Raw genomic sequence first — 21,611 nt, forward strand, 5'->3', positions numbered from 1 at the left:
GTTGTCCCCGGGCTGGGAGGGGCCGCCGTCGCAGGAGCCGCCGTTGACCGTGCAGCCGGAGGGGTCGCCGGAGCCGGTGCCGTTGAAGCCGAAGGTGACACTGGCGCCGGGGGCGAGGGAGCCGTTCCAGCCGACGTTCTTGCCGGTCCAGTGGTTGCCGGAGGCGGTGACGGTGGCGTCCCAGGCCGAGGTCACGCGGGTGCCGGCGGGGAAGTCCCACTCGACGGTCCAGGCGGTGATGGCGGTGGTGCCGGTGTTCTTGACCGTCCACTTGCCCTCGAAGCCGGATCCCCAGTCGGAGACCTTCGTGTACGTCGCCGTCGCGGACCCGGCGGCCCGGGCCGGCCCGGCCAGTGCCACCAGGCCGGCGACGGGCAGGGCGAGCGCGGCCGCGGCCGCAGCGAGCCTTTTGAACAGACGGATGCGGGGTGGGGGTGCTGTGCTCAAGGGTGCTCCTCCGTAGGTCCGTCGTGGCCGTGGGGCCGACCGCGACATGGGGGTGGGACCTGCGCCGCCCGTGAGCACGCCGCCGGGGCACGCTCACCACAGTTGCCGCGAGCGTAGAAAGGTCTGGACCAAGCGTCAAGAGGTCCAGACCTCAAGGGAGTTGGGGTGCAAGTGGCGCTACCGGAGGCCCAACTCCTGTGCCAGCACGGCCGCCTGCACCCGGCTGCGCAGCCCCAGCTTCCCCAACAGCCTGCTCACGTGCGTCTTCACCGTCGCCTCCGCCATCTCCAGCCGCACCGCGATCTCCGCGTTCGACAGCCCCTCGCCCAGGCAGCCGAGCACCTCCCGCTCCCGCCGCGTCAGCGACTCCAGCGCCTCGGCCGTCTGCGGGGCCACGGCGGGCCGCACCGCGCGCGGGGCCGCGAACTCGGCGATCAGCCGCCTCGTCACCGCCGGGGCGATCAGCCCCTCGCCGCGCGCCACCGTCCGCACGCCCGCGATCAGCTCGGCCGCGTCCACGTTCTTCAGCAGGAAGCCCGACGCGCCCGCGCGCAGCGCCCCGAACACGTACTCGTCGAGGTCGAACGTGGTCAGCACCAGGACGTCCGCGAGGCCCTCCGCCACCACCTGGCGCGTCGCCGACACCCCGTCGAGCCGCGGCATCTGCACGTCCATGAGGACGATGTCCGGCCGCAGCTCCCGGGCCAGGCGCACCGCCGCCTCACCGTCCGCCGCCTCGCCCACGACCTCGATGTCACCCGCACTGCGCAAGATCAGCACCAGCCCCGCCCGCACCGCGCTCTGGTCCTCGGCCACCACGACCCGGACGGTCATGCCGTCACCGCCTTCTCCTCGGCGGGCAGCACCGCCCGCACCTGCCAGACCAGGCCCTGCCGACCCGCCGTGAACTCCCCGCCCAGCAGCTCGGTCCGTTCCCGCATGCCGACCAGCCCCGCCCCCGAGCCGGGGGCGCGCGGGCCCGGCTGCTCACCGTACGGGGACTCCACGTCCACGGTCAGCAGTCCGTCGGCACGGGCCACGCGCACCCGGACCCGGCCCGGCGCGGCGTGCTTGAGGGCGTTGGTCAGCGACTCCTGGACGATCCGGTAGGCGGCCAGCTCCACCGGGGCCGGCAGCGGACCGCCGCCCGGCTGCCGGGCGTCGTCCAGGACGAACTCCAGCCCGCTCGCCCCGCCGTTGACGCGGGCCTGTTCGAGGAGGGCGTCGAGCCCGTCCAGGGAAGGGGTGGCGACCGCCTCCTGCCCGGCCCCCGCGTCCCGCAGCAGGCCGATCAGCCTGCGCATCTCCGCCAGCCCCTGCACGCTGTTCTCCCGGATCACCCCGAGGGCCTCGCGACTGGTGGCGGGGGAGTCGATCGAGAGCGCCGCGGTGGAGTGGATGGCGATCGCCGACAGGTGGTTGGCCACCATGTCGTGCAGCTCCCGGGCCATCCGCGCGCGCTCCGCGACCACGGCCTGGGAGCGGTCCATTTCGGCCAGCAGAGCGGTCTGCTCGGCGCGCAGCCGCGCGGCGATCGCGGCCTCCCGGTGGTTGCGCAGGGTAGCGCCGGTGAGGGCCGGGCCGAAGCAGACGATGCCGGTGAGCACGCCGATCAGCAGGCCCTGGGCGGGGCCCACCAGGGCCACGGAGGCGATGGTGGTGATGACGGTGACCAGGCCGGTGCTGATCGGGAGCCGCCGCGCCATGGACGGCTTCCCGTAGACCACGGCCGCGTACATCAGGTCCGTGAAGAGGACGATGGTGGCGAGGTTGCCGACCGTGAACTGGTCGGCGGCGGTCGCCGCCATGCCGACGGGCAGGGTGACGGCGGGGGCGCTGCGCCGCAGCAGCACCACAGGACCGATGACCAGCAGGGGGACCAGGGCCACCCAGTCGGGGAAGAAGTGTCGGCTGCCCGTGTTGCTGACGCCCAGCGACCACAGCAGCAGGCCGCCGAGCACGCCTGCCGCGGCGATGATCACGTCGTCGCGGTGCGGAGGCGGGATCCGGCGGCGCGCGGCGGTCGGGGAGTCGTTCACGCTCCCATCCAACACGGTGACGCCGGGCCGGGCCTCGCCGTCAGGGCGGATGACGGAGCCGTCCGCAGTACACCGAAGGATGCAGTCACGGTTCGTCACCGGTGACGACGCATCGGCGCGGGGTGGACGAGAGGCTGGAACCAGCCGTCAAGGAGTCGGCGCCGAACCCGCCGGACCGCCGGCCGGAAGGAGAGACCCGTGCTCGTCCCCCTGATCATCGCCTGCGAGGTCGGCTTCTGGGTGCTGCTGGCCGTCGGACTCGCGCTGCGCTATCTCGCGCGGATGCCCCGGCTGGGGGCGGCGGTGCTGCTGTGCGAGCCGCTGCTGGAGCTGGTGCTGCTCGTCGCCACCACCCTGGACCTGAAGAACGGCGGTGAACCGAACTGGCGGCACGGCATCGCCGCCGTCTACATCGGCTACACCGTCGGCTACGGCCACTACACCGTGAAGTGGCTCGACGGGCACGCGGCGTACCGCTTCGCCGGCGGGCCGAAGCCGCCCGGCCCCGGGTACGGCAAGGAGCGCGCCGTGCACGAGTGGAAGCTGTGGCTGCGGACCCTGGCCGGCGCCGCCGTCGCCCTCGCCCTGCTGCAGGGCGCGATCTGGTACGCGGGCGGCGCGGCGGACACGTCCGCGCTCCGGGACTGTCAGTTCGCCGTGCTGCGGGCCGTCGGCATCCACGGGATCGTGGCGGCGGCGTACACCCTCTGGCCCCGCAAGGCCCCGGCGGCATCGGACGGGCGGCCCGCAGACCCCGGCCTGGTCAGGAGCGAGCGCTAGCCGCGCTCGCCGCCCGGTACCCACAGCACGTCCCCGACCTCCTTGTTGGCCGTACGGGCCAGGATGAACAGGAGGTCGGAGAGGCGGTTGAGGTAGGTGGCGGTCAGCGGGTTCATGATCTCGCCGTGCACCTCCAGCGCCGCCCAGGTGGAGCGCTCGGCGCGGCGGACCACGGTGCACGCCTGGTGCAGCAGCGCCGCACCGGGAGTGCCGCCGGGCAGGATGAAACTGCGCAGCTTCTCCAGCTCCGCGTTGAAGCGGTCGCAGTCCGCCTCCAGCTTGTCCACGTACGCCTGCTCGATGCGCAGCGGCGGGTACTCCGGGTTCTCCACGACCGGGGTGCACAGGTCCGCCCCGACGTCGAACAGGTCGTTCTGCACCCGGACGAGGACCTTCACCACATCCTCCGGGAGGCCGCCGAGGGCGACCGCCGTGCCGATGGCCGCGTTGGCCTCGTTCGCGTCGGCGTACGCCGCGATCCGCAGGTCGGTCTTGGCGGTCCGGCTCATGTCACCGAGGGCGGTCGTGCCCTTGTCGCCGGTGCGGGTGTAGATGCGCGTGAGGTTCACCATGCGGCCCAGCGTAATGAGCCCCGCCGGAGGGCGGGAAGCGAACTCGGCGGCGGGTGCGGAGCGGTGGGCCGTCCCGGTGTGATGTCCGTCATCTGAGACGTGACGCGTGTTACTTCACGGTCACACCGCCCCTCATGCCCGCTAGTCTCCGGCCGAGAGGCTACGAGACTGGCCGTTTGAAGAACGAGGGGTGTGCAGTGGCTGGGAAGCTCGCCGTCATCGGTGCGGGGCTGATGGGGTCCGGAATCGCTCAGGTCTCCGCTCAGGCGGGGTGGGACGTGGTGCTGCGGGACGTCACCGACGCCGCGCTGACCCGCGGCACCGACGGCATCAAGGCCTCGTACGACAGGTTCGTGTCCAAGGGCAGGATGACGGCCGAGGACGCCGAGGCCGCGCTCGCCCGCATCACGACGACCACCGACCTGGACGCGGTCGCCGACGTCGACATCGTCGTCGAGGCCGTCTTCGAGAAGCTGGACGTCAAGCACGACATCTTCCGCACGCTCGACAAGCTCGTCCGCGAGGACGCGATCCTCGCCTCCAACACCTCCGCCATCCCGATCACCAAGATCGCCGCGGTGACGGAGCGTCCGGAGCGGGTCGTCGGCGCGCACTTCTTCTCGCCCGTCCCGATGATGCAGCTGTGCGAGCTCGTCCGCGGCTACAAGACCAGCGACGAGACCCTCGCCGCCACCCGGGCCTTCGCCGAGTCCGTCGGCAAGACCTGCATCGTCGTCAACCGCGACGTCGCCGGCTTCGTGACGACCCGTCTGATCTCCGCCCTCGTCGTCGAGGCCGCGAAGCTGTACGAATCGGGCGTCGCGTCCGCCGAGGACATCGACATCGCCTGCAAGCTCGGCTTCGGCCACGCGATGGGCCCGCTGGCCACGGCCGACCTGACCGGCGTCGACATCCTGCTGCACGCCACCAGCAACATCTACACCGAGTCCCAGGACGAGAAGTTCGCGCCGCCGGAGCTGATGCGCCGCATGGTGGACGCCGGGGACTTCGGCCGCAAGACCGGCCAGGGCTTCTACAAGCACTGAGCCGCCGGAGACAGGGCCGCCCCCGGACCGGGCGCCACTGAGCACCAGTTCGAACACTCCGCCTCGCGAGTGATTTAGGTATCGGTTCGCTCACGGTCGGCAACTTCACCGCCCATGCGGCAGTCAGTTCCAGTGAGAGTTGCCGACCACGGACCAACCGGACCATACGTACGCAAGGACTGCCGGGAGCGCATATGCACATCAGGGGCGACCACGCCGAACTCGCTGTCGGGGGCCGCCTCGACGTGCGCAGCGCGGCGGACGCCCGTGCGGCCCTGCACACCGCCCTCGACGACGGCCGCGGCGACCTCGTCCTCGATCTCACCGGGCTCGACTCCTGGGACGCGACCGGCCTCGGCGTGATCATGGGAGCCCACCGGCGGGCCGGCCGTTCGGGGCGCCGGCTCGTCCTGCGCGGTGTGCCGCCGCAGATGCAGCGGCTGCTCGTCGCCACCCGCCTCCACCGGATCCTCGCCATCGAGGGCGGCCTGGAAGCGGAATCCCTCCCGAGGGTCTGACGCCTCCGCCGACCGCTTTGTCCTGCGAAAACGTAACGGTCCGGCGGATAACAGACCCCTGCGGTTCCGATTGCCGCCGGCCACCGTCTAGGGTCGGGCGGAGGCCTGACCCGTAACCACCGCGGAATGTGCGAAGGCCGGCAGCAGCACGGCAAGGGCGCAGGACGCGATCGGGGGACTTGGTCATGGACCGCACGCAGGGGCAGGCCGAACCGGTGGAGCGCGCCGCGGCGGGCTCCGGACCGCACACGGCATCCACCCCGCCGGCCCGGATCACCACCCTCACCGCGGGCGAGTACACCCTCACCGTCAACCCCGTCGACGGCAGCGAGATCCAGCCCCGCCGGCCCGGCACCGCAGCCGACCGCCCCGCGCGGCGCGACGCGGCCGCCCGCCGCGAGCAGGACGCCGCCGCCCGCCCGCCCGCGCCGCCCGGCTCCGCCGCCGGCACGGCGCTGCTCCTCGCGCGGGAGGAGGAACGGGAGCGCCTCGCCGGGCTGCTGGGCCGCGGCCGCTCCGTACGGCTGACCGGACCGGCCGGCTCCGGGCGGACCTCCCTGCTCGACGCGGTCGCCGCCGACTGCGCCGGACTGGCGCCGGACGGCGTCGTCCGGCTCTCCGGGTACGGGCACCAGCAGCCGGCCGAGCTGCTGCACGCACTCCACGCGGCCGTGTACGACGCCTCGGACGAGCGGCCCGAACGGGACGAACTCCTGGCCCGCGTACGGGACATCGGGGCCATCGTGCTCCTCGACGACCTGGAGTTGGGCGGCAGCGCCCTGGAGGAGCTGCTGCGGGCCACCCCCGAATGCGCCTACCTGCTCGCCGCCGGCCCCGACACCGAACCCTCCGACGACGCGCAGCTGGAGGAGGTCTCCCTCAGCGGCCTGAGCCGCTCCGACTGCCTGCAGTTGCTCGAAGCGGGCGTCGGCCGGCCGCTGACCGACGAGGAGACCGCCTGGGCGGAGGACCTGCACTTCGCCTCCGAGGGGCTGCCGCTGCGCTTCGTCCAGGCCGCCGCCCTGCTGCGCCGCCGCGACGAGCTCAACCGGGGCCGCGCCGAGGACGAGGACGAGGAACCCGGCGTCTTCGAGGCGCGGCCCCGCGACACCGGCGCCGTACCCCTGCCGACGCTCGCCGAGGGCGCGGCCCCGGCCGAGCTGCTCGCGTCCCGGGCCAGCGAGTCGGCCCGGGCCGCGCTGCGGATCGCGTGCGCGCTCGGCGGGGAGCTCCCGCACCACGCCCACCTGCCGGCGCTCGTGGGGGACACCCACGCCGACACGGCCGTCGCCGAACTGCTCGGCAGCGGGCTCATCACCTCCGTCGGGCCGCGGTACCGGCTGGCCGCCGGCGTCGCCCGGCAGCTGGAGGAGGCCGGGTACGCGGACACCGCCGCGGAGGAGGCCCGTACGGCCGCCCGCCACTATGCCTGGTGGACGGCGCACTCCTCGGTGACCCCGGCGCGGGTCGCGGCCGAGGCGGACGCGGTGCTGTCGGCGCTGGGCGGCGCCGATGTGGTGGCCGCAGTCCTGCTGGCCCGCAGTGCGGCGCCCGCGTTCGCGGCCTCGCGGCACTGGGAGGCGTGGGAGCGGGTGCTGCGCGCCGGCGCCGAGGCGGCGCGGAAGGCGGGGGAGGTCGCCGAGCAGGCGTACTTCCACCACGAGCTGGGTGTCCTCGCCCTGTGCGAGGGTCGGCTGGACCGGGCGCGGGCCGAACTGGAGGCGTCGATCGGGCTGAAGGGCGCCCTCGCGGACAAGCGGGGCACCGTGGCGGGCCGGCGGGCGCTCGCGCTGGTCGCCGACCGCGAGGCGGCGGGCGTGGCCGGGTCGCCGCCGCTGCGGCTTGAGGCCCCCGCCGACGCACCGGCGCCTGCAGCCGCACCGGTGCCTGCCGCCGCACCGGCGCGCCCGGGTGCGGCACCGGCACCGACGCGCCCGGCCGCGCCGGCGGCACGCCCGGCGGCGTCCGCGGGTTCGTTCGCGTCCCTCTCCCAGCCTTCGGCCCCGGCCGCCGCCCGGTCAGCATCCCCCGCCGAGGGCCGGTCCGTGCCGCAGGGCGCCGCCCGCCCCGAGGCGGCGGTGCCGGCGCCCGCGTCCGAGGCGGCGACGGCGGCGCTGCCCGCGTCGGAGGCCGTCACCACCGCGCTGCCCGCGACCGGGGCGGCGACCACCGCGGTGCCGGTGATCCGTCGGAACGCGGCGCCGGCCGGCCTGTCGGAGGTCTTCGCGGAGGCCTTCCCCCTCGACCCGAAGCCGACCGAGCCGACGCGCCCGGTCCCGCCGCCGCTCATACCGCCCCGCCCCGTGCCGCGCCCGGACCGGCAGCGCCGCAAGCCGGTGCTGCTCGCGGCCGCCGGAGTCCTGGCCGCGGTGGTGCTGGGCACGGTGGTGGGTCTGGCGATGATCCCGTCCGAGCCGGAGGAGCCCGGCAGCGGTCCGGTGACCCAGTCGACTCCCGCGCCGGCCGAGCCGGGCACGGCGAGCACCGGAGGGAACGATCCTGCACCGCAGCCGGGGGCTTCCGAGCCGGCCGCCGCGCGGTCCGGGTCCGCCCGGCCCGGCCAGAGCGCGGCCCCGTCCGCGTCGGGTTCCGCCGCTCCCTCGCGCCGGTCCTCCTCGGCGGTGCCGGCGCCGCAGCCGCCCTCGTCGGCGAAGCCGACGGCCACCTCCCAGGCTCCGAGTCCGACCGTCACGCCGTCCCCGTCGCAGTCCCCGGCCCCGACGGTCACCACGACCGCCGGGACCGGCCCCGCGACGACGGCCTCCGGGACCGGCCCGGCCGCCACGCCCTAGGTGTTCTGTCCCGGGAGGGTTCGCCGGCTCGGGGCGTCCGGTGCGGTGCATCGCAGGGCGGAGGACCGCAGCCCGTGCCCGGCGTGCCCGCGCGGTCCGACCACGCGGCGAGGCGCCGTGACCGCGGGCACCTCCCGGCGGTGGCCGGGAGCGTCGTGGGGCGGTGAACCCTTCCGGCAGGAGCAGCGGCGGCGGAGTCCGCGGCGGTGCGGCTGCCGGGCTGACGACCGAGTACGGCTAGAACAGCCGGAGCTTGTCGTCCTCGATCCCGCGCAGGGCGTCGTAGTCCAGAACGACGCACTCCATGCCGCGGTCCGTGGCCAGCACGCGCGCCTGCGGCTTGATCTCCTGAGCCGCGAACACGCCCCGGACCGGGGCCAGGTGCGGATCGCGGTTCAGCAGCTCCAGGTAGCGGGTCAGCTGCTCGACGCCGTCGATCTCGCCGCGGCGCTTGATCTCGACCGCCACCGTCGCGCCGTCGGCGTCCCGGCACAGGATGTCGACCGGGCCGATGGCCGTCATGTACTCGCGGCGGATCAGGGTGTAGCCCTCGCCCAGCGTGTCGATGCGGTCGGCCAGCAGCTCCTGGAGGTGCGCCTCGACGCCGTCCTTGATGAGGCCGGGGTCGACGCCCAGCTCGTGGGAGGAGTCGTGGAGCACTTCCTCCATGGTGATGATGAGCTTCTCGCCCGCCTTGTTGACGACGGTCCAGACGCCGGCCTCGTCCCCGGTCCCCTCCTTGAGGGTGCAGGGGGGCGACATCCAGTTGAGCGGTTTGTACGCCCGGTCGTCCGCGTGGATGGAGACACTGCCGTCAGCCTTCACGAGGATCAGACGGGGTGCCGAGGGCAGATGGGCGGTGAGCCGGCCCGCGTAGTCGACGGAGCAGCGGGCAATGACGAGACGCATGGTCGGCAACGCTACTCGACCGAGCCGCCTCCACGCGATTCGCCCCCGAAAGCCCCGTTCGCCGATGGCGCGTTGTATGCGCATTCTCCTGGTGCGGCACCCAGCGGGCGCCTACCGTGGAAGCGGGAGGTCGCCGGACGTGCACACTGCGTCGCCGATCTCCCTCCCTGCCCGTAAGACTCCGGCTGCCCAGAGGACCGGGGTCGCGAGAGGAGAACCCATGTCGCTCGACGTCTCACCGGCCCTACTCGAACAGGCCGAGCGAGGCGAGGTCGACGAAGCCGCCTTCGTCGACTGCGTCCGGACCTCCCTGCCCTTCGCATGGGAGATGATCAGCTCGCTCGTGGCACAGCTGGAGGTGGACGGCGGGGACTTCGCCGACAACCAGACGCCGCCGCCCGACGAGCACGCGCGCGGGCAGCTGCTGCGCGCGCTCGCGAGCGACGCGATACGGGGTGCGCTGCAGCGGCACTTCGGGGTGCGCCTGGCCTTCCAGAACTGCCACCGCGTGGCGGTGTTCCCGCTGGACGCCTCCGCGGACGACCGGCTCGCCCGGTTCACGTCGGTCCGCGCCCAGCTGCTCAACCAGTCGCCGGAGCTCCGGGACTGCTAGCCCGGAGGACGGCACCACCGGCACCACCGGCACCACCGGCGCGACCCGTGTCACACCGGCCCCGCACCGCCGCCGGCCCGACCTGCACGACCGTACTTTCGCTGCCGCTCCGTATCGGGGGAGGTGCCACGGACACCGGAGCGGCAGCCCAGGCAAGCGGGCAAGGAGGGCAGGCCGGCGCCAGGACCCGCGCAGGGCGCGGGCCCGGGGAGGACTCAGCCGATGCGGGGCAGCACCTCGGCGCCCAGGCGCCGTACGTTCTCCGCGGTCGCGGCGAGGTCGCCCGAGCCCTCCATCAGCAGGGCGAACCGCGTGATGCCGGTCCGCTCGGCCGTCGCGGCCAGCCGGTCCGCCGCCCGCCGCGGGGTGCCCACCGGGTGCAGGTCGCACAGCAGCTCGGTGTAGGCGGCGGGATCCCGCATCGCGCGCATGCGACCGTCCACCGTCACATGCGCCTCCAGGCCCTGCTTCAGCCAGCCCGGCATCGCCTTCATCAGGGTTTCGCGCGCGTCCGCGGTACGGTCCGCGAGCTGGCACACGCCCGCCGACACGTGCGCGGCGTGCGGGTCGTGGCCGGCCGCCTCGGCCGTACGCCGGTACAGCGCGACCATGGCCGCCTTGTCCTCGTCCCCGCAGTGCATGCCGAGCAGCATCGGCAGGCCCCGCTCCGCGGCGAGCCGCACCGATGCGGGGGAGGTGCAGGCGACGATCACTTCCGGCCCTGATCCGTCGCCGTCCAGTGCCTCCGCCGGGCGCGGGACGACGTCCACCCGGCGGAAGACGTGCCGCTCGCCGAGGGCGGACACCCGGGGCTCGGTCAGCCAGCGCCGGAGCAGGTCCAGGTCCTCGGGGAAGCCGTGCTCGTACGCGCGCAGGCCGGCGCCGAAGACCTCCAGGTCCACCCAGGGGCCGCCCCGGCCCACCCCGAGGGTGAACCGGCCGCCCGTGGTGAGGTGCAGGAGCGCCGCCTGCTCGCCGAGGGCCACCGGGTGCGTGTTGGGCAGCACGCTCACGGCCGTGCCCACCCGCAGCCGCCGCGTCCGGCCCAGCAGCAGGGCCGCCAGGGTGACTGCCGAGGGGCACACCCCGTACGGGACGAAGTGGTGCTCGGCGAGCCACACGGAGTCGAGCCCGGCCTCCTCCGCCACCTCCGCCGTGCGCACCGCCCGGTGGAGGGTCTCCCCCTGACCCTGGCCCGGGAACTGGGCCGCCACTACAAACGCTCCTACGCGCATCGCCTTAGCCTCCTCGTTGGCTGACGCGGCCTCCCCCAGGTGCGACCGGTGCTTCTCATGGCAACAACGTCCGACACGTGCCAAAGGCACGGCCTGACAGGAAAGTTATTGGGATAGTCAGGCCAGTCACCCTCGGCGGGCGGTCCTTCTCCGGCCTCTCGCCGCCACCCTGCGTGGAGGCGCCCCCGCGGCGCGTAGTCTGGGGGGAAGCCACTGCCGTCCGCCCACTCGTGAGGTATACGTGTCACCGCGCCACAACCGCCCCAAGGGCGGCGGGAAGTCAGCCGTTCGTGCGGCGGAGGGCTCCGGGTCCGGTCCGGCGGCAGCCGACCGGTTCGGCCTGGAGCGCACCGAGGAGTACCTCGGCGAGGAGTGGAAGGTCCGGCACGTCGCGGGCGCGAGCGCGGTGGGCAAGCGCTACCGCTGCCCGGGCTGCGACCAGGAGATCCCCTCCGGCACCCCGCACCTGGTGGCCTGGCCGGAGTACGGCGGCGTGGACGACCGCCGGCACTGGCACAAGGCGTGCTGGAACGCGAAGGACCGCCGCACCACACGGGTGCAGCGGTCCAGGAACGCCCCGAGGTACTAGGAGCGGGGAGGCAGCGGGCTACACGTCGCGGCGGGCTACACGTCGCGGCCACCTACACGTCGCGGCCACCTACACGTCGCAGCGACCTACACGTCGCGGCGACGGACGAGCACGTACGAGCCGGCCACCGCGGCGCCCGTCACCAGCAGGATCAGCAGCATGTGGGACCAGTTGCTCGGGAGCCGCTCCCCCTCGATCCCGTTGGGCACGCCGAACATCTGCATCAGCGCGACCGGGGCGTTGTACTCGAGGATCGTGCGGCCGACCGGGGCCAGGCGCTCCCAGGAGGTGAGCATCCCCCCGGCCACCGGCGGGACGGTGACCAGCCCCAGCATCACTGCGATGGCCCCGGCGGAGTGCCGCAGCATCGCGCCGACGGCGAGGGCGAGCACGCCGAGGAGGGTGACGTACGCGGAGCCGGCCAGGGCGTGGACCCACTCCCCGGCGCCGTGCCGTCCGTCGTTGCGCAGGATCAGGGAGGCGAAGGCGACCACCGCGACCGAGCCGGCGACGGCGGCGAAGGCGACCCCGGCGAAGACGAGGTACTTCGCGGTGAGCACGCGGGCCCGGCCGGGCGCCGCGGTGAAGGTCGTCCGGATCAGCCCGGTGCCGTACTCGGAGGTGATCGTCAGGACGCCGAGCGCCATCACCGCGACCTGGCCGATCAGCAGCCCGAACAGGGCGGGGGCGGTCAGCGGCATGAACGAATCGTCGGTGTTGCGGATCTCGACGACGGCGAGCAGCCCGATGCCGACGACGAGCACGACGAGGGAGCCGAGCGTGAACAGAGTGGAGCGCACCGAGACCAACTTGGTCCACTCGGAGGCGAGGGCGTGGCCCAGGTGCGGCCGGGGCGTGGGCAGCGGCGAGACGTAGCTCTCCGGCCGGTCCTCCGGCCGGTCCTTCGGCTGGTCCGCGGTCGACGTGGGGCCGGTCATCGGGTGTCCTCGCGGGTGTCCGTGGGGGCGTTCTTGGCGGTGGCGGCGAACTCGCCGGGGCTGGCGGGCATCAGGAAGGGCTTGCCGCCCGCGCCGGGCGGCGGGGGAGCGAAGAAGCCGTCCTGCGGGACGTCGGGCGCCGGGGGCTCGTCCTCCCAGACGGGCAGGGCCAGCGGGTCCGGCTCCCACAGTTCCGCCCGCGGGTCCTCGGTGGAGGTGTACTCGACGGAGGACTGGGTCAGCCGCATGTACGCCTCTTCCAGTGAGGCCCGGTGCGGGGAGAGCTCCCACAGCCGTACGCCGGCCTCGTGGGCGAGGTCCGAGATGTGCGGCAGCTCAAGGCCGGTCACCCGCAGTGCTCCGTCGGGCTCCTGGAGCACCCGGCCGCCCGCCCTGGTCAGGGCCGCTGCCAGCGTGTTCCGGCCATCCGCGGCCGGTCCGGCCGCGCGGACCCGGGCGAATCCGGCCGAGTTGTGGGCGATGAAATCCTGGGTGCCCATGTCGGCGAGGAGCCGGCCGCGGCCGATGACGATGAGGTGGTCGGCGGTCAGGGCCATCTCGCTCATCAGGTGCGAGGAGACGAAGACGGTGCGGCCTTCGGCGGCGAGCCGGCGCATGAGGTTGCGGACCCAGAGGATGCCCTCGGGGTCGAGCCCGTTGACCGGTTCGTCGAAGAGGAGCACCTGGGGGTCGCCGAGGAGGGCGGTGGCGATGCCGAGCCGCTGGCCCATGCCGAGGGAGAAGCCCTTCGTCCGCTGCCGGGCCACGTCCTGCAGGCCGACCACGGCCAGCACCTCGTCCACCCGGCGCTCGGGGATGCCGGACAGCTGGGCGATGGAGAGCAGGTGGGTGCGGGCCCGGCGGCCGCCGTGCACGGCCTTGGCGTCGAGGAGGGCCCCGACGTGCCGCTGGGCGTTGGGCAGCTCGCGGAAGGGGCGGCCGTTGATCGTGACATGGCCGGACGTGGGGCGGTCCAGGCCGAGGATCATGCGCATGGTGGTGGACTTGCCGGAGCCGTTGGGGCCCAGGAAGCCGGTCACATGACCAGGCCTGACCTGGAAGGACAGCTGGTCGACGGCGGTCTTGGCGCCGAAGCGCTTGGTCAGCCCGACTGCCTCGATCATGCCTCTGCCCCTTGCCCGGTGGACGGCTTTCGTCCGAGTTAAGGATTAAGAGGATATCGAGGAGGCTCCGGTTCCATCCCTGGCTGATCCCTGAGCTGTCCCTGACAGCGACCCCGGGAAGACCCGTAGTACGGGGGATGTCCGCCCTGAGGCGGATCACGAAGCGGGGTCCGTCCTGAGACGGACCCCACACCGCAGCGGCGTCAGGCGTCGCGGTTCTTCAGGACCAGGAAGCCCCCGATCACCGCGGCGAGCGCCCAGGCAACCATGATCGCGAAACCGCCCCACGGGCCGTACGGCGGCTCGTTGCCGTCCAGGGTGACCTGGACCGTCTGCATGATGGCGCCGCCGGCCTGGTTCGGGAGGTACTCGGCGACCGTCCGGGTGGCGTCGACGGAGCTCAGGATCGGCGAGATGAGGAAGAAGAGCGGCAGCAGGGTGCCGAGGGCCAGCATCGAGCTGCGCAGGATCATCGTCATGCCCATGGAGAACAGGGCCAGCACGGCCATGTAGAGACCGGCGCCGACCACGGCGCGCAGCACGTTCGGCTCCCCGATGGCGATGCTGTGGTCGCCGAGGAGGGACTGCCCGGTGAAGAAGGACACGAAGCTCGTGACCAGGCCCACGACGAGCGCGAGGGCGGTGGCCGCGGTGAGCTTGCCGGCCAGGAAGCCGGCGCGGCGCGGCACGGCCGCGAGCGACGTGCGGATCATGCCGGTGCTGTACTCGGTGCCGACGACCAGGACGCCGAAGACGATGACGGCGGCCTGGCCGAGGGTCATGCCGGCGAAGCTGGCCATGGTCGGGTCGAAGGTGAGCTGCTGCTGCTTCGGCATGTCCTCGAACGTGGAGTCGATGAAGCCGCACAGCAGGGCGCTCAGGCCGACCGTGACCACGAGGGCGGACGCCAGGGTCCAGACGGTCGAGCCGACGGTACGGATCTTGGTCCACTCGGACTGGAGGATCGCGGGGAAGGACATGTCACTTCCCGCCCTTGCGGTCGGCCACGAGGAGCCGGTCGTCGGCGGCGGTGCCCGGGTCCGGCAGTGCCGCGCCCGGGGTGCCGGGAGCATGGGCGTGGTACTCGACCGAGTCCGCCGTCATGCGCATGAACGCTTCCTCCAGTGAAGCCCGCTGCGGGCTGAGTTCGTGCAGCACGATCCCGTGCTGCGCGGCCAGTTCGCCAAGCTGCTCGCTGGCCACTCCGTTGACCTCCAGCGCGCCGCTGTCCGGGACGGCGGCCGCGTCGATTCCGGCCCGGTGCAGGACGTCCTTGAGCTGCTCCTGCTGGGGCGAGCGCAGCCGGACGAAGCTGCGGGAGTTCTGGTGAATAAAATCAGCCATGGGCATGTCGGCCAGAAGTCTGCCCTGGCCGATGACGATCAAATGGTCCGCCGTCAGTGACATTTCGCTCATCAGGTGCGAGGAGACGAAGATCGTCCTTCCCTCCGCGGCGAGCCCCTTCATGAGATTGCGGATCCAGAGAATTCCCTCCGGGTCCAGGCCGTTGACGGGCTCGTCGAACATCAGGATTTCCGGGTCGCCGAGCAGCGCAGCGGCGATTCCCAGCCGCTGTCCCATTCCGAGCGAAAACCCTTTCGATTTCTTCCTCGCCACGGGCGTCAGTCCGACGAGGTCCAGCACCGCGCCGACCCGGCTGGCCGGGATCCGGTTCGATTGGGCGAGGCACAGCAGGTTGTTGTACGCGCTGCGGCCGCCGTTCATCGCCTTGGCGTCCAGCAGTGCACCGATGTGCTTCAGTGGCTCCGGCAGGTCCCGGTAGTGCTTGCCGTTGATCCTGACCGTTCCGCTCGTCGGGCGGTCGAGGTCGAGCATCATGCGCATGGTGGTCGACTTGCCCGCCCCGTTGGGGCCGAGGAAGCCGGTCACCACCCCCGGTTTGACCTGGAAGCTGAGGTGGTCGACGGCGGTCTTCGCGCCGAATCGTTTGGTAAGGGCCTCAAGCTCGATCATGCCGCTCACGCTAGAACGCCAGAGGGCCCCACGCCACCTCGAAAGGGTGACAGGGGGCCCTCTTGCATGACGTTTCGCTACTGGCGAGTAGACGGCGTGTCAACCGCCCGTACGGGCAAGCCGTGCGGTAGCGCGTGCACCGCGCACGCGGCGCAGGGCGGCATCGGCGGAGGCGTCGTCAGCGGCTCTGCTGTGCCGGGACGCCGCGGACCGGCTCGTCGTCCATCGGGGAGCCGGCGGCGGCAACGGCCGCACCGGTCAGCGTCGCCAGCATCTCGCGGACGTTGGTCAGCTGGGCGTTGATCGAGTCGCGGCGGTTGGTGAGCGCCGCCAGCTCGCGCTCCGACTCGCTGCGGATGCGGTCCGCCTTGGCGTTGGCGTCGGCCACGATGTCCTCGGCCTGGCGCTGCGCGGTCTCCACCGTCTGGCGGGCCCGGCGCTCGGCGTCCGTACGCAGCTTCTCGGCCTCCAGGCGCAGCTGCTCCGCGCGGTGCTCGATCTCCGCGAGGCGCTTCTCCGCCTTGGCCTGACGCGAGGCCAGGTCGCGCTCGGACTGCTCGCGGCGCTTGGCCAGGTTCGTCTCGAAGTCGGCGGCGGCCTGGGCGGCCTTGGCGCGGGTCTCCTCGAACAGGGCATCGGCCTCCTCGCGCTTGGAGGCGGCGTCCTTCTGGGCCTCGGCGCGCAGGGTCGCGGCGTCCCCCTTGGCCTTCTCGACGATGCGGACGCCCTCGTCCTCCGCCTTCGCCTTGCGGTCGGCCGCGAACGACTCGGCGTCGTTGCGCACCTGCTGGGCCGCCGACTCGGCCAGCTCGCGGTGCTGCTCGGCCGCGTGACGGGCCTCCTCGCGCAGGTCCTTCGCCTCTTCCTCCGCCAGCCGCAGGATCTTCTCGACCCGGGCGCCGAGACCCGCGTACGAGGGTTCCGCCTCGCTCACCTGGGCCTGGGCGTTCTGCGTTTCGAGGTGTAGCTCCTCGATCCGCTTCTCCAGGGCACTGATACGTCCAAGGGCGCTGTCGCGGTCGGAGACCAGCTTGGTGATGCGGTCGTCCACCTGACCGCGGTCGTAACCACGCCGCACGAGCTCGAAGCCGAAGGGGGAGGATGTGTCGCTCATGGGGTTCCTGTCGATGAGACCGATGAGGTGCTACGTGAGGTGTTAAAGGGAATCCTAGGCGCCCGAGCGGCGTGTCATCGAGTCAATCCCAGTTTGATCTGGACAATGACACCCCTTTTGAGTGGCAAGACGGCAGAATGCTTGTCACTCGTTCGCCTGAACCTTCATCAGGTGCACACAAACCGTCCCCGTGTGGGCTACTCCGACGACTTGCCACCCGAACGAGTGGAACCCGCGCCGGCACCGGCCTTCAAGCCCCCCGAGCCCTGGCTGCCGATCGAAGGCTTTCCGCCCGAAGGCGCCTCGAATGATTCCAACGCCTCGAGAACGTCCTGGACACGGGAGATCTCCGCCTGGATGTCCTCCCGCCTGCGCACCAGGACCTCCAGCTCGCGCCGGCCCTCCTCGACGATCCGCTCGGCCTCCTCCTTGGCCTCCGCCAGGGCGGCCTCGGCCAGCCTCGACAGCTCGGCCTTCTTCTGCTCCGCCTCCTTCAGCAGCGTCTCCGCCTTGCGGACCGCCGCGATGCGCACCTTGCTCGCCTCGCTGCTCGCGTCCGACACCAGGGCCTTGGCCTTCGCCTCGGCCTCCTTGCTCTGCTCGGTCGCCGCGCGCACCAGCTTGTCCACGCGCTCGCCGGCCGACTTCATCTGCTCGGCCGTCTCGCGGCGGGCCCGCTCGTGCAGCTCCTCGATCTCGCTCTCGACGCGGGAGCGCAGCTCCTCCGCCCGCTCCCTTATGGCGGCGGCATCCGAACGCGCGCCGACCAGCAGCTCGTCCGCGTCCGTACGGGCCTTCTCCACCAGGGAGTTGCCCTCGACCGTGGCCTCCGCGCTGATCCGCTTCGCCTCCTTGCGGGCGGCGTCGACCATCTGGTCGGCCTGCTCCTCCGCGGCCGTCGTCGCGGCCACGGCCTGCGCCTGCGCGTCCGCGGTGAGCTTGTCCGCCTCGGCCGCCGCCTCGCCGATGAGCCGGTCCACCTGCTCCGCGGCCTCGGTACGCCGCTTGCCGGCCTCCTCGCGCGCCTCGTCCAGCAGCTGCTCGGCCTCCTCGCGCGCCGAGGTGAGGGTGCGCTCCGCCTCCGCGACCGCGTCCTCCTTGATCCGGTCCGCCTCCGAGCGGGTGCGCACCGCGTGCTCCTGCGCCGAGGACAGCGCCTCCGAGGCCTCCGCGCGCAGCCGCTCGGCCTCGGCCTCGGCCTCGCCGACCGTGCGCTCGTTGTCCCGGCGGGTCTGCGCGGTGAGCTTGTCCGCCTCGGCCGCCGCCTCGCCGATGAGCCGGTCCGCCTGCTCCGCGGCCTCCGTACGCAGCCGGTTGGCCTCCGCCCGCGCCTCGTCCAGGGTCTGCTCGGACTCCCGCTCGGCGCTCTCCAGTGTCTCGGCCGCCGCGGCCGTGACCCGGTCCGCCTCCGCAGTGGCGTCACCGACGATCCGGCCGCCCTCCGCGCGGGCGTCCTCCAGGACCTGCGCCGCCTCGGTGCGCAGCCGCTCGGCCTCCTCGGCCGCCTCGCCGACCGTCAGCTCGTTCGCCGCGCGCACCTCGTCGACCAGGCGGTCGCCCTCGTTGCGCGCGTCGACCAGGACACGCGCCGCGTCCCGCTCGGCCGCGGCCATCGTGTCGGACGCCTGCCGGGTGAGCCGGTCGGCCTTCGCCTTCGCCTCGCCGAGCGTCTTCTCCGTCGCGGCGCGGGTCTCCTCCGTGAGGCGCTCCGCCTCGGCCGCGGCCTCGGAGACGAGCCGGTCCGCCTGCTCCGCGGCCTCCGTGCGCAGCCGGTTGGCCTCCGCGCGGCCCTCGTCCAGGACGCCCGCGGCCTCGATCCGGGTGGCCTCGGCCACCTCCTCGGCCTCCGTCGTGAGGCGCTCCGCCTCCGCGGCCGCCTCGGTCACGGTGGCCTCGTTGGCCGCGCGCGTCTCCTCGGTGATCCGCTCGGCCTCCGCCGTCGCGTCGGCGACGATCCGCAGGCCCTCGGCGCGCGACGCCGCCAGCGACTCCCCGGCCTCGCCGCGGATGCGGTTGGCGTCTTCGCGGGCGTCCGCCCGGGTGCGGGCGGCGTCGCGCTCGGCCGCGGCCAGCGCGTCCGTGGCCTCCGTGCGCACCCGCTGGGCGTACTCGGCGGTGTCGGTGCGCAGCTGCTCCGCCTCGGCGATCGCGTCCGCGACGGTCCGCGCGGCCAGCGCCTTCGCCGCATCCGTCTCGGCGCGCGCCTCGGTGCGGATCCGGTCGGCGTCCCCGGTCGCCCGCTCGCGCTCCTCGTAGGCGTCGGCGCGGACGCGGGCGGCCTCCTCCTCGGCCTCCGTCCGGAGGCGCTCCGCCGCGTGCTCGGCGGCGCTGCGCAGCCCGGCGATCTCCTCTTCGGCCTCCTCGCGCAGGCCGGACACGGAATCGCGCACCTGCTGGGCGGTGGCCTCCGCCGCCGACACCAGCTCCGTCGCGCGCTGCTCCGCCTCCTCGGTCAGGCGCGCCGCCTCGGCCTGCGCCTCCTCCGAGCGCCTGCGGGCCGCGGCCAGCAGCTCCTCGCTCTGCTCGCGGGCCTGCGCCCGCTCGCTGTCCGCGTCGGTCCGCGCCGACGCCAGCGTCTCCTCGGCCTCCCGGCGCCGCCGGGAAGCCTCCTCCTGCGCGGCGGCCAGCGCCTCGGCCGCCTCCTCGGCGACCCGCTCGGCGGCGGCCTTCGCCTCGGTACGCAGCCGGTCAGCCGTCTCCTTGGCCTCCGTACGGACCCGCTCGGCCTCGGTCTCGGCCTCGGTGCGCAGCCGTACGGCCACCTGCTCGGCCTCGGCCCGCGCCCGGCCGGCGTCGTCCGCCGCCTCGGTGCGCAGCCGGTCGGCCTCCGCCTCCGACTGCTCCCGCAGGGTGCGGATGCGCTCCGCCGCCTCGGTGCGCAGCCGGTCGGTCTCCTCCGCGGCCTCGCGGCGCATGGCCTCGGCCGCGCCGCGCGCGTCGCGCAGCGTCTGCTCGGCCGAGGCCAGCCGGCCCTCGGCCTCCGTGTGCAGGCGGGAGAGCTCCGCCTCGGCTTCGGCGCGCTTGCCGGCCAGGGCCTGCTCGGTCTCCTCGCGGCGGGCGCGGGCCGCGGCGTCCGCCTCGGCGCGCACGGCCTCGGCCTGCTCCTCGGCCTCGGCGCGCAGCCGCTCGGCCTCGGCGCGGGTCCGCTCCAGGGTCTCCTCGGCCTGCCGGCGCAGGGTGGTGGCCCGCTCGACGGCCTCCGCGCGCACCCGCTCGCTCTCGGCGGTCGCCCCGGCGCGCAGCTCGTCCGCGTCCGCCTTGGCCTTGCCCAGCAGCTCCTCGGCGGTCTTGGCCGCCTCCTCGATCTGCTGGACCGCCTCGCGGCGTGCCTCACCGCGGATCCGCTCGCCCTCGGCCACGGCCTCGGCGCGCAGCTGCTCCGCCTCGCCGCGCAGCCGCCGTGCCTCCTCCTGGAGTTGGACGGTGCGGGCCCGGTACTCCTCGGTGTCGTCCTTCGCGGCGCCCTTCAGCTCCGCGGCCGCGTCCGCGGCCTGGGCGCGCAGCCGCTCGGCCTCCGCCTCGGCCTCGCGGCGGATCCGCTCGGCCTCCTCGGACGCGGCCCGGGTGGTGGCCTGCGCGTTCTCGGACGCCTTGGTCAGCATCTCCTCGGCCGTGCGGGCGGCCTTCGCCATCTGCGCGGCCGTGTCCTCGGCCGCCGCGGCACGGGCCTGCTCCGCGGCCGCGGCACGCTGCCGCTCCACGTCGGCGCGGGCGTCGGCGAGCAGCTGCTCGGCCTCGGCCTTGAGGGTCTCGGCCTCCTTGGTGGCCTCGCCCACCAGCCGGGCAACCTGCTCCTTGGCGGTGCGGGTGCGCTGCTCGTTGACCGACTCCGCCGAGGCGAGCTGCCGGGCGGCGCTCTCCTTGGCCTCGGCGAGGACGCGCTCCGCCTCGGTACGCGCCTCGCGCAGGGCCCCGTCGGCCTCCTGGACCCGCTGCTCGGCGACGCGGCCGAGGTCCAGGGTCTGCTGCCGGGTCTGCTCGGCCTCGGCGGTGCTCGCCGAACGCAGCCGCTCCGCGTGCTCGGTGGCCTCCTGGGCCTGCGTCGAGGCGGCGGTCAGCAGCCGCTCCGCCTCCTTGCGGGCGCGCAGCAGCGTCGCCTCGGCCTCGGCGCGGGCGGCCTCGGCGTCCGCGGCCATGCGGCGGCGGGTCTCCTCGGCGACGCGGGCGGCCTCGGCCCGGGCGGCGTTCAGGGACTGCTCGGCCTCGGCACGGGACTCGTCCATGAGCCGGCGGGCCTGGGACTCCGTACGCGCGCGCAGCTGTTCCGCCCACGCGACGTTCTCGTTGACGTGCGCCTCGACGGTCTGGCGGCGCTCGTTGAGCTCCTGGTCCAGCCGCTGGCGGCGGTTGACGGCCTCGGCGTGCAGCTCGGCCTGGAGCCGGGCCTGGTGCTCGGCGTGCTCCTGGAGGATGCGCTGGGTCTGGGCCCGGGCCTCGCGCAGCTCGCGCTCGGCGTCCGAACGCATCTGGTCCGCCTGGATCTGGGCGTTGCGCAGCAGCTGCTCCGCCTGGTATCCCATGTCCGCGCCGTCGTACGCGGGGCGGGACGCGAGCGCGCGCCGCACCTCGTGCAGCTTCGCGCGCAGGACCTCGACCTGGTACCCGAGGTCCTCGGCGTGCTGGACGGCTTTTCCGCGCTCCTTCTTGAGTCGCTCCATCTCCGCTTCGAAGAGCGAGAGATGATCGGCCTCAGTCTGAAGGCTCTCCTGGCTTTCGTAGCCCCGCACAGCGCGGTCCCATCCGTCCCCTGGTCGCAAGCTCACTCCCAAATGAGCACCGTCCGCCCGCTGAACGGCGCCCCCGGGGGAATGGTGTCAGATAGCCGGGCAGGGGTCACAGGCCCCGACCCTGTCTGAAGCACCGAACCCCGGCCGAGCCACGGTCACTCTACCGGCCGGGGAATGGGGACATCAGTGCGTGC

Annotated in this window: 18 protein-coding genes; 6 read left to right on the plus strand and 12 right to left on the minus strand. The window is 73.7% G+C overall.

The window, feature by feature from the left end:
- The 3 genes from HYE82_RS07900 to HYE82_RS07910 form a co-directional block, all read right to left on the minus strand.
- Positions 1-423, minus strand: a 423-nt coding sequence (locus HYE82_RS07900; protein ID WP_309144234.1) for a cellulose-binding domain-containing protein, incomplete at its 3' end; no start/stop codon positions are given.
- 201 nt (positions 424-624) lie between these two features.
- A complete protein-coding gene (locus HYE82_RS07905) occupies positions 625-1,281 on the minus strand; it encodes a response regulator transcription factor (RefSeq protein WP_179173230.1) in 657 nt (218 codons plus the stop codon).
- A complete protein-coding gene (locus HYE82_RS07910; RefSeq protein ID WP_179173231.1) occupies positions 1,278-2,486 on the minus strand; it encodes a histidine kinase in 1,209 nt (402 codons plus the stop codon). Before HYE82_RS07910 ends, HYE82_RS07905 begins: the two co-directional genes overlap by 4 nt.
- Positions 2,487-2,684: 198 nt before the next feature.
- Between HYE82_RS07910 and HYE82_RS07915 the strand changes: the two genes are divergently transcribed.
- Positions 2,685-3,266, plus strand: a complete 582-nt coding sequence (locus HYE82_RS07915) for a hypothetical protein (protein WP_179173232.1) — start codon at positions 2,685-2,687, stop codon at positions 3,264-3,266.
- On the opposite strand, the gene HYE82_RS07920 is transcribed toward HYE82_RS07915, so the two are convergent.
- Positions 3,263-3,838: a cob(I)yrinic acid a,c-diamide adenosyltransferase gene (locus HYE82_RS07920; protein WP_179173233.1), complete on the minus strand. Its 576-nt coding sequence runs from the start codon at positions 3,836-3,838 to the stop codon at positions 3,263-3,265. The two genes, HYE82_RS07915 and HYE82_RS07920, sit on opposite strands and share 4 nt — an antisense overlap.
- Positions 3,839-4,035: 197 nt before the next feature.
- Between HYE82_RS07920 and HYE82_RS07925 the strand changes: the two genes are divergently transcribed.
- The 3 genes from HYE82_RS07925 (at position 4,036) to HYE82_RS07935 (ending at position 8,194) form a co-directional block, all read left to right on the plus strand.
- Positions 4,036-4,884 carry a 3-hydroxyacyl-CoA dehydrogenase family protein gene (locus tag HYE82_RS07925; RefSeq protein WP_179173234.1) on the plus strand — a complete coding sequence of 283 codons (849 nt, stop codon included), beginning with the start codon at positions 4,036-4,038 and terminating at the stop codon, positions 4,882-4,884.
- Between the two features lie 194 nt (positions 4,885-5,078).
- Entirely contained in the window at positions 5,079-5,402 is a 324-nt protein-coding gene (locus HYE82_RS07930; RefSeq protein ID WP_179173235.1) for an STAS domain-containing protein, read from the plus strand.
- A 185-nt stretch (positions 5,403-5,587) separates the two neighbouring features.
- A complete protein-coding gene (locus tag HYE82_RS07935) occupies positions 5,588-8,194 on the plus strand; it encodes an ATP-binding protein (protein WP_179173236.1) in 2,607 nt (868 codons plus the stop codon).
- A 237-nt stretch (positions 8,195-8,431) separates the two neighbouring features.
- Here the strand turns inward: HYE82_RS07935 and nucS are convergent, their stop codons facing one another.
- Positions 8,432-9,103 (minus strand): endonuclease NucS, encoded by a 672-nt coding sequence (gene nucS / locus HYE82_RS07940; RefSeq protein WP_179173237.1) that lies wholly within the window; start codon positions 9,101-9,103, stop codon positions 8,432-8,434.
- Positions 9,104-9,323: 220 nt separating this feature from the next.
- On the opposite strand from nucS, the gene HYE82_RS07945 reads away from it, so the two are divergent.
- Complete coding sequence (locus HYE82_RS07945; RefSeq protein ID WP_179173238.1) at positions 9,324-9,716, plus strand: SCO5389 family protein; 393 nt, start codon at positions 9,324-9,326, stop codon at positions 9,714-9,716.
- A gap of 215 nt (positions 9,717-9,931) precedes the next feature.
- On the opposite strand, the gene HYE82_RS07950 is transcribed toward HYE82_RS07945, so the two are convergent.
- Entirely contained in the window at positions 9,932-10,951 is a 1,020-nt protein-coding gene (locus HYE82_RS07950; RefSeq protein ID WP_179173239.1) for an LLM class flavin-dependent oxidoreductase, read from the minus strand.
- A 241-nt stretch (positions 10,952-11,192) separates the two neighbouring features.
- Here HYE82_RS07950 and HYE82_RS07955 point away from each other — a divergent pair, with 241 nt between their 5' ends.
- On the plus strand, positions 11,193-11,540 hold the full coding sequence (locus HYE82_RS07955) for an ATP/GTP-binding protein (protein WP_179173240.1): 348 nt from the start codon (positions 11,193-11,195) through the stop codon (positions 11,538-11,540).
- Positions 11,541-11,626: 86 nt separating this feature from the next.
- Here the strand turns inward: HYE82_RS07955 and HYE82_RS07960 are convergent, their stop codons facing one another.
- The 6 genes from HYE82_RS07960 to scy all read right to left on the minus strand — a co-directional run bounded on the left by HYE82_RS07960 (position 11,627) and on the right by scy (position 21,417).
- Positions 11,627-12,478, minus strand: coding sequence for an ABC transporter permease subunit (locus tag HYE82_RS07960; RefSeq protein ID WP_179173241.1), 852 nt, complete (start codon positions 12,476-12,478; stop codon positions 11,627-11,629).
- The gene (locus HYE82_RS07965; protein WP_179173242.1) at positions 12,475-13,602 is read right to left on the minus strand and encodes an ABC transporter ATP-binding protein; all 1,128 of its coding nucleotides are present in this window, start codon (positions 13,600-13,602) and stop codon (positions 12,475-12,477) included. The genes HYE82_RS07960 and HYE82_RS07965 overlap by 4 nt, the downstream gene beginning before the upstream one ends.
- A 203-nt stretch (positions 13,603-13,805) precedes the next feature.
- Positions 13,806-14,582: an ABC transporter permease subunit gene (locus HYE82_RS07970; protein WP_179173243.1), complete on the minus strand. Its 777-nt coding sequence runs from the start codon at positions 14,580-14,582 to the stop codon at positions 13,806-13,808.
- Between the two features lies 1 nt (position 14,583).
- Positions 14,584-15,576, minus strand: a complete 993-nt coding sequence (locus HYE82_RS07975; protein ID WP_179173265.1) for an ABC transporter ATP-binding protein — start codon at positions 15,574-15,576, stop codon at positions 14,584-14,586.
- Positions 15,577-15,754: 178 nt separating this feature from the next.
- Positions 15,755-16,690 (minus strand): cellulose-binding protein, encoded by a 936-nt coding sequence (locus HYE82_RS07980; protein ID WP_179173244.1) that lies wholly within the window; start codon positions 16,688-16,690, stop codon positions 15,755-15,757.
- Between the two features lie 197 nt (positions 16,691-16,887).
- Positions 16,888-21,417 (minus strand): polarized growth protein Scy, encoded by a 4,530-nt coding sequence (scy, locus tag HYE82_RS07985; RefSeq protein WP_179173245.1) that lies wholly within the window; start codon positions 21,415-21,417, stop codon positions 16,888-16,890.
- Positions 21,418-21,611 lie beyond the last annotated feature (194 nt).

The organism is Streptomyces sp. BR123, from assembly GCF_013401435.1.
Taxonomy (GTDB): domain Bacteria; phylum Actinomycetota; class Actinomycetes; order Streptomycetales; family Streptomycetaceae; genus Streptomyces.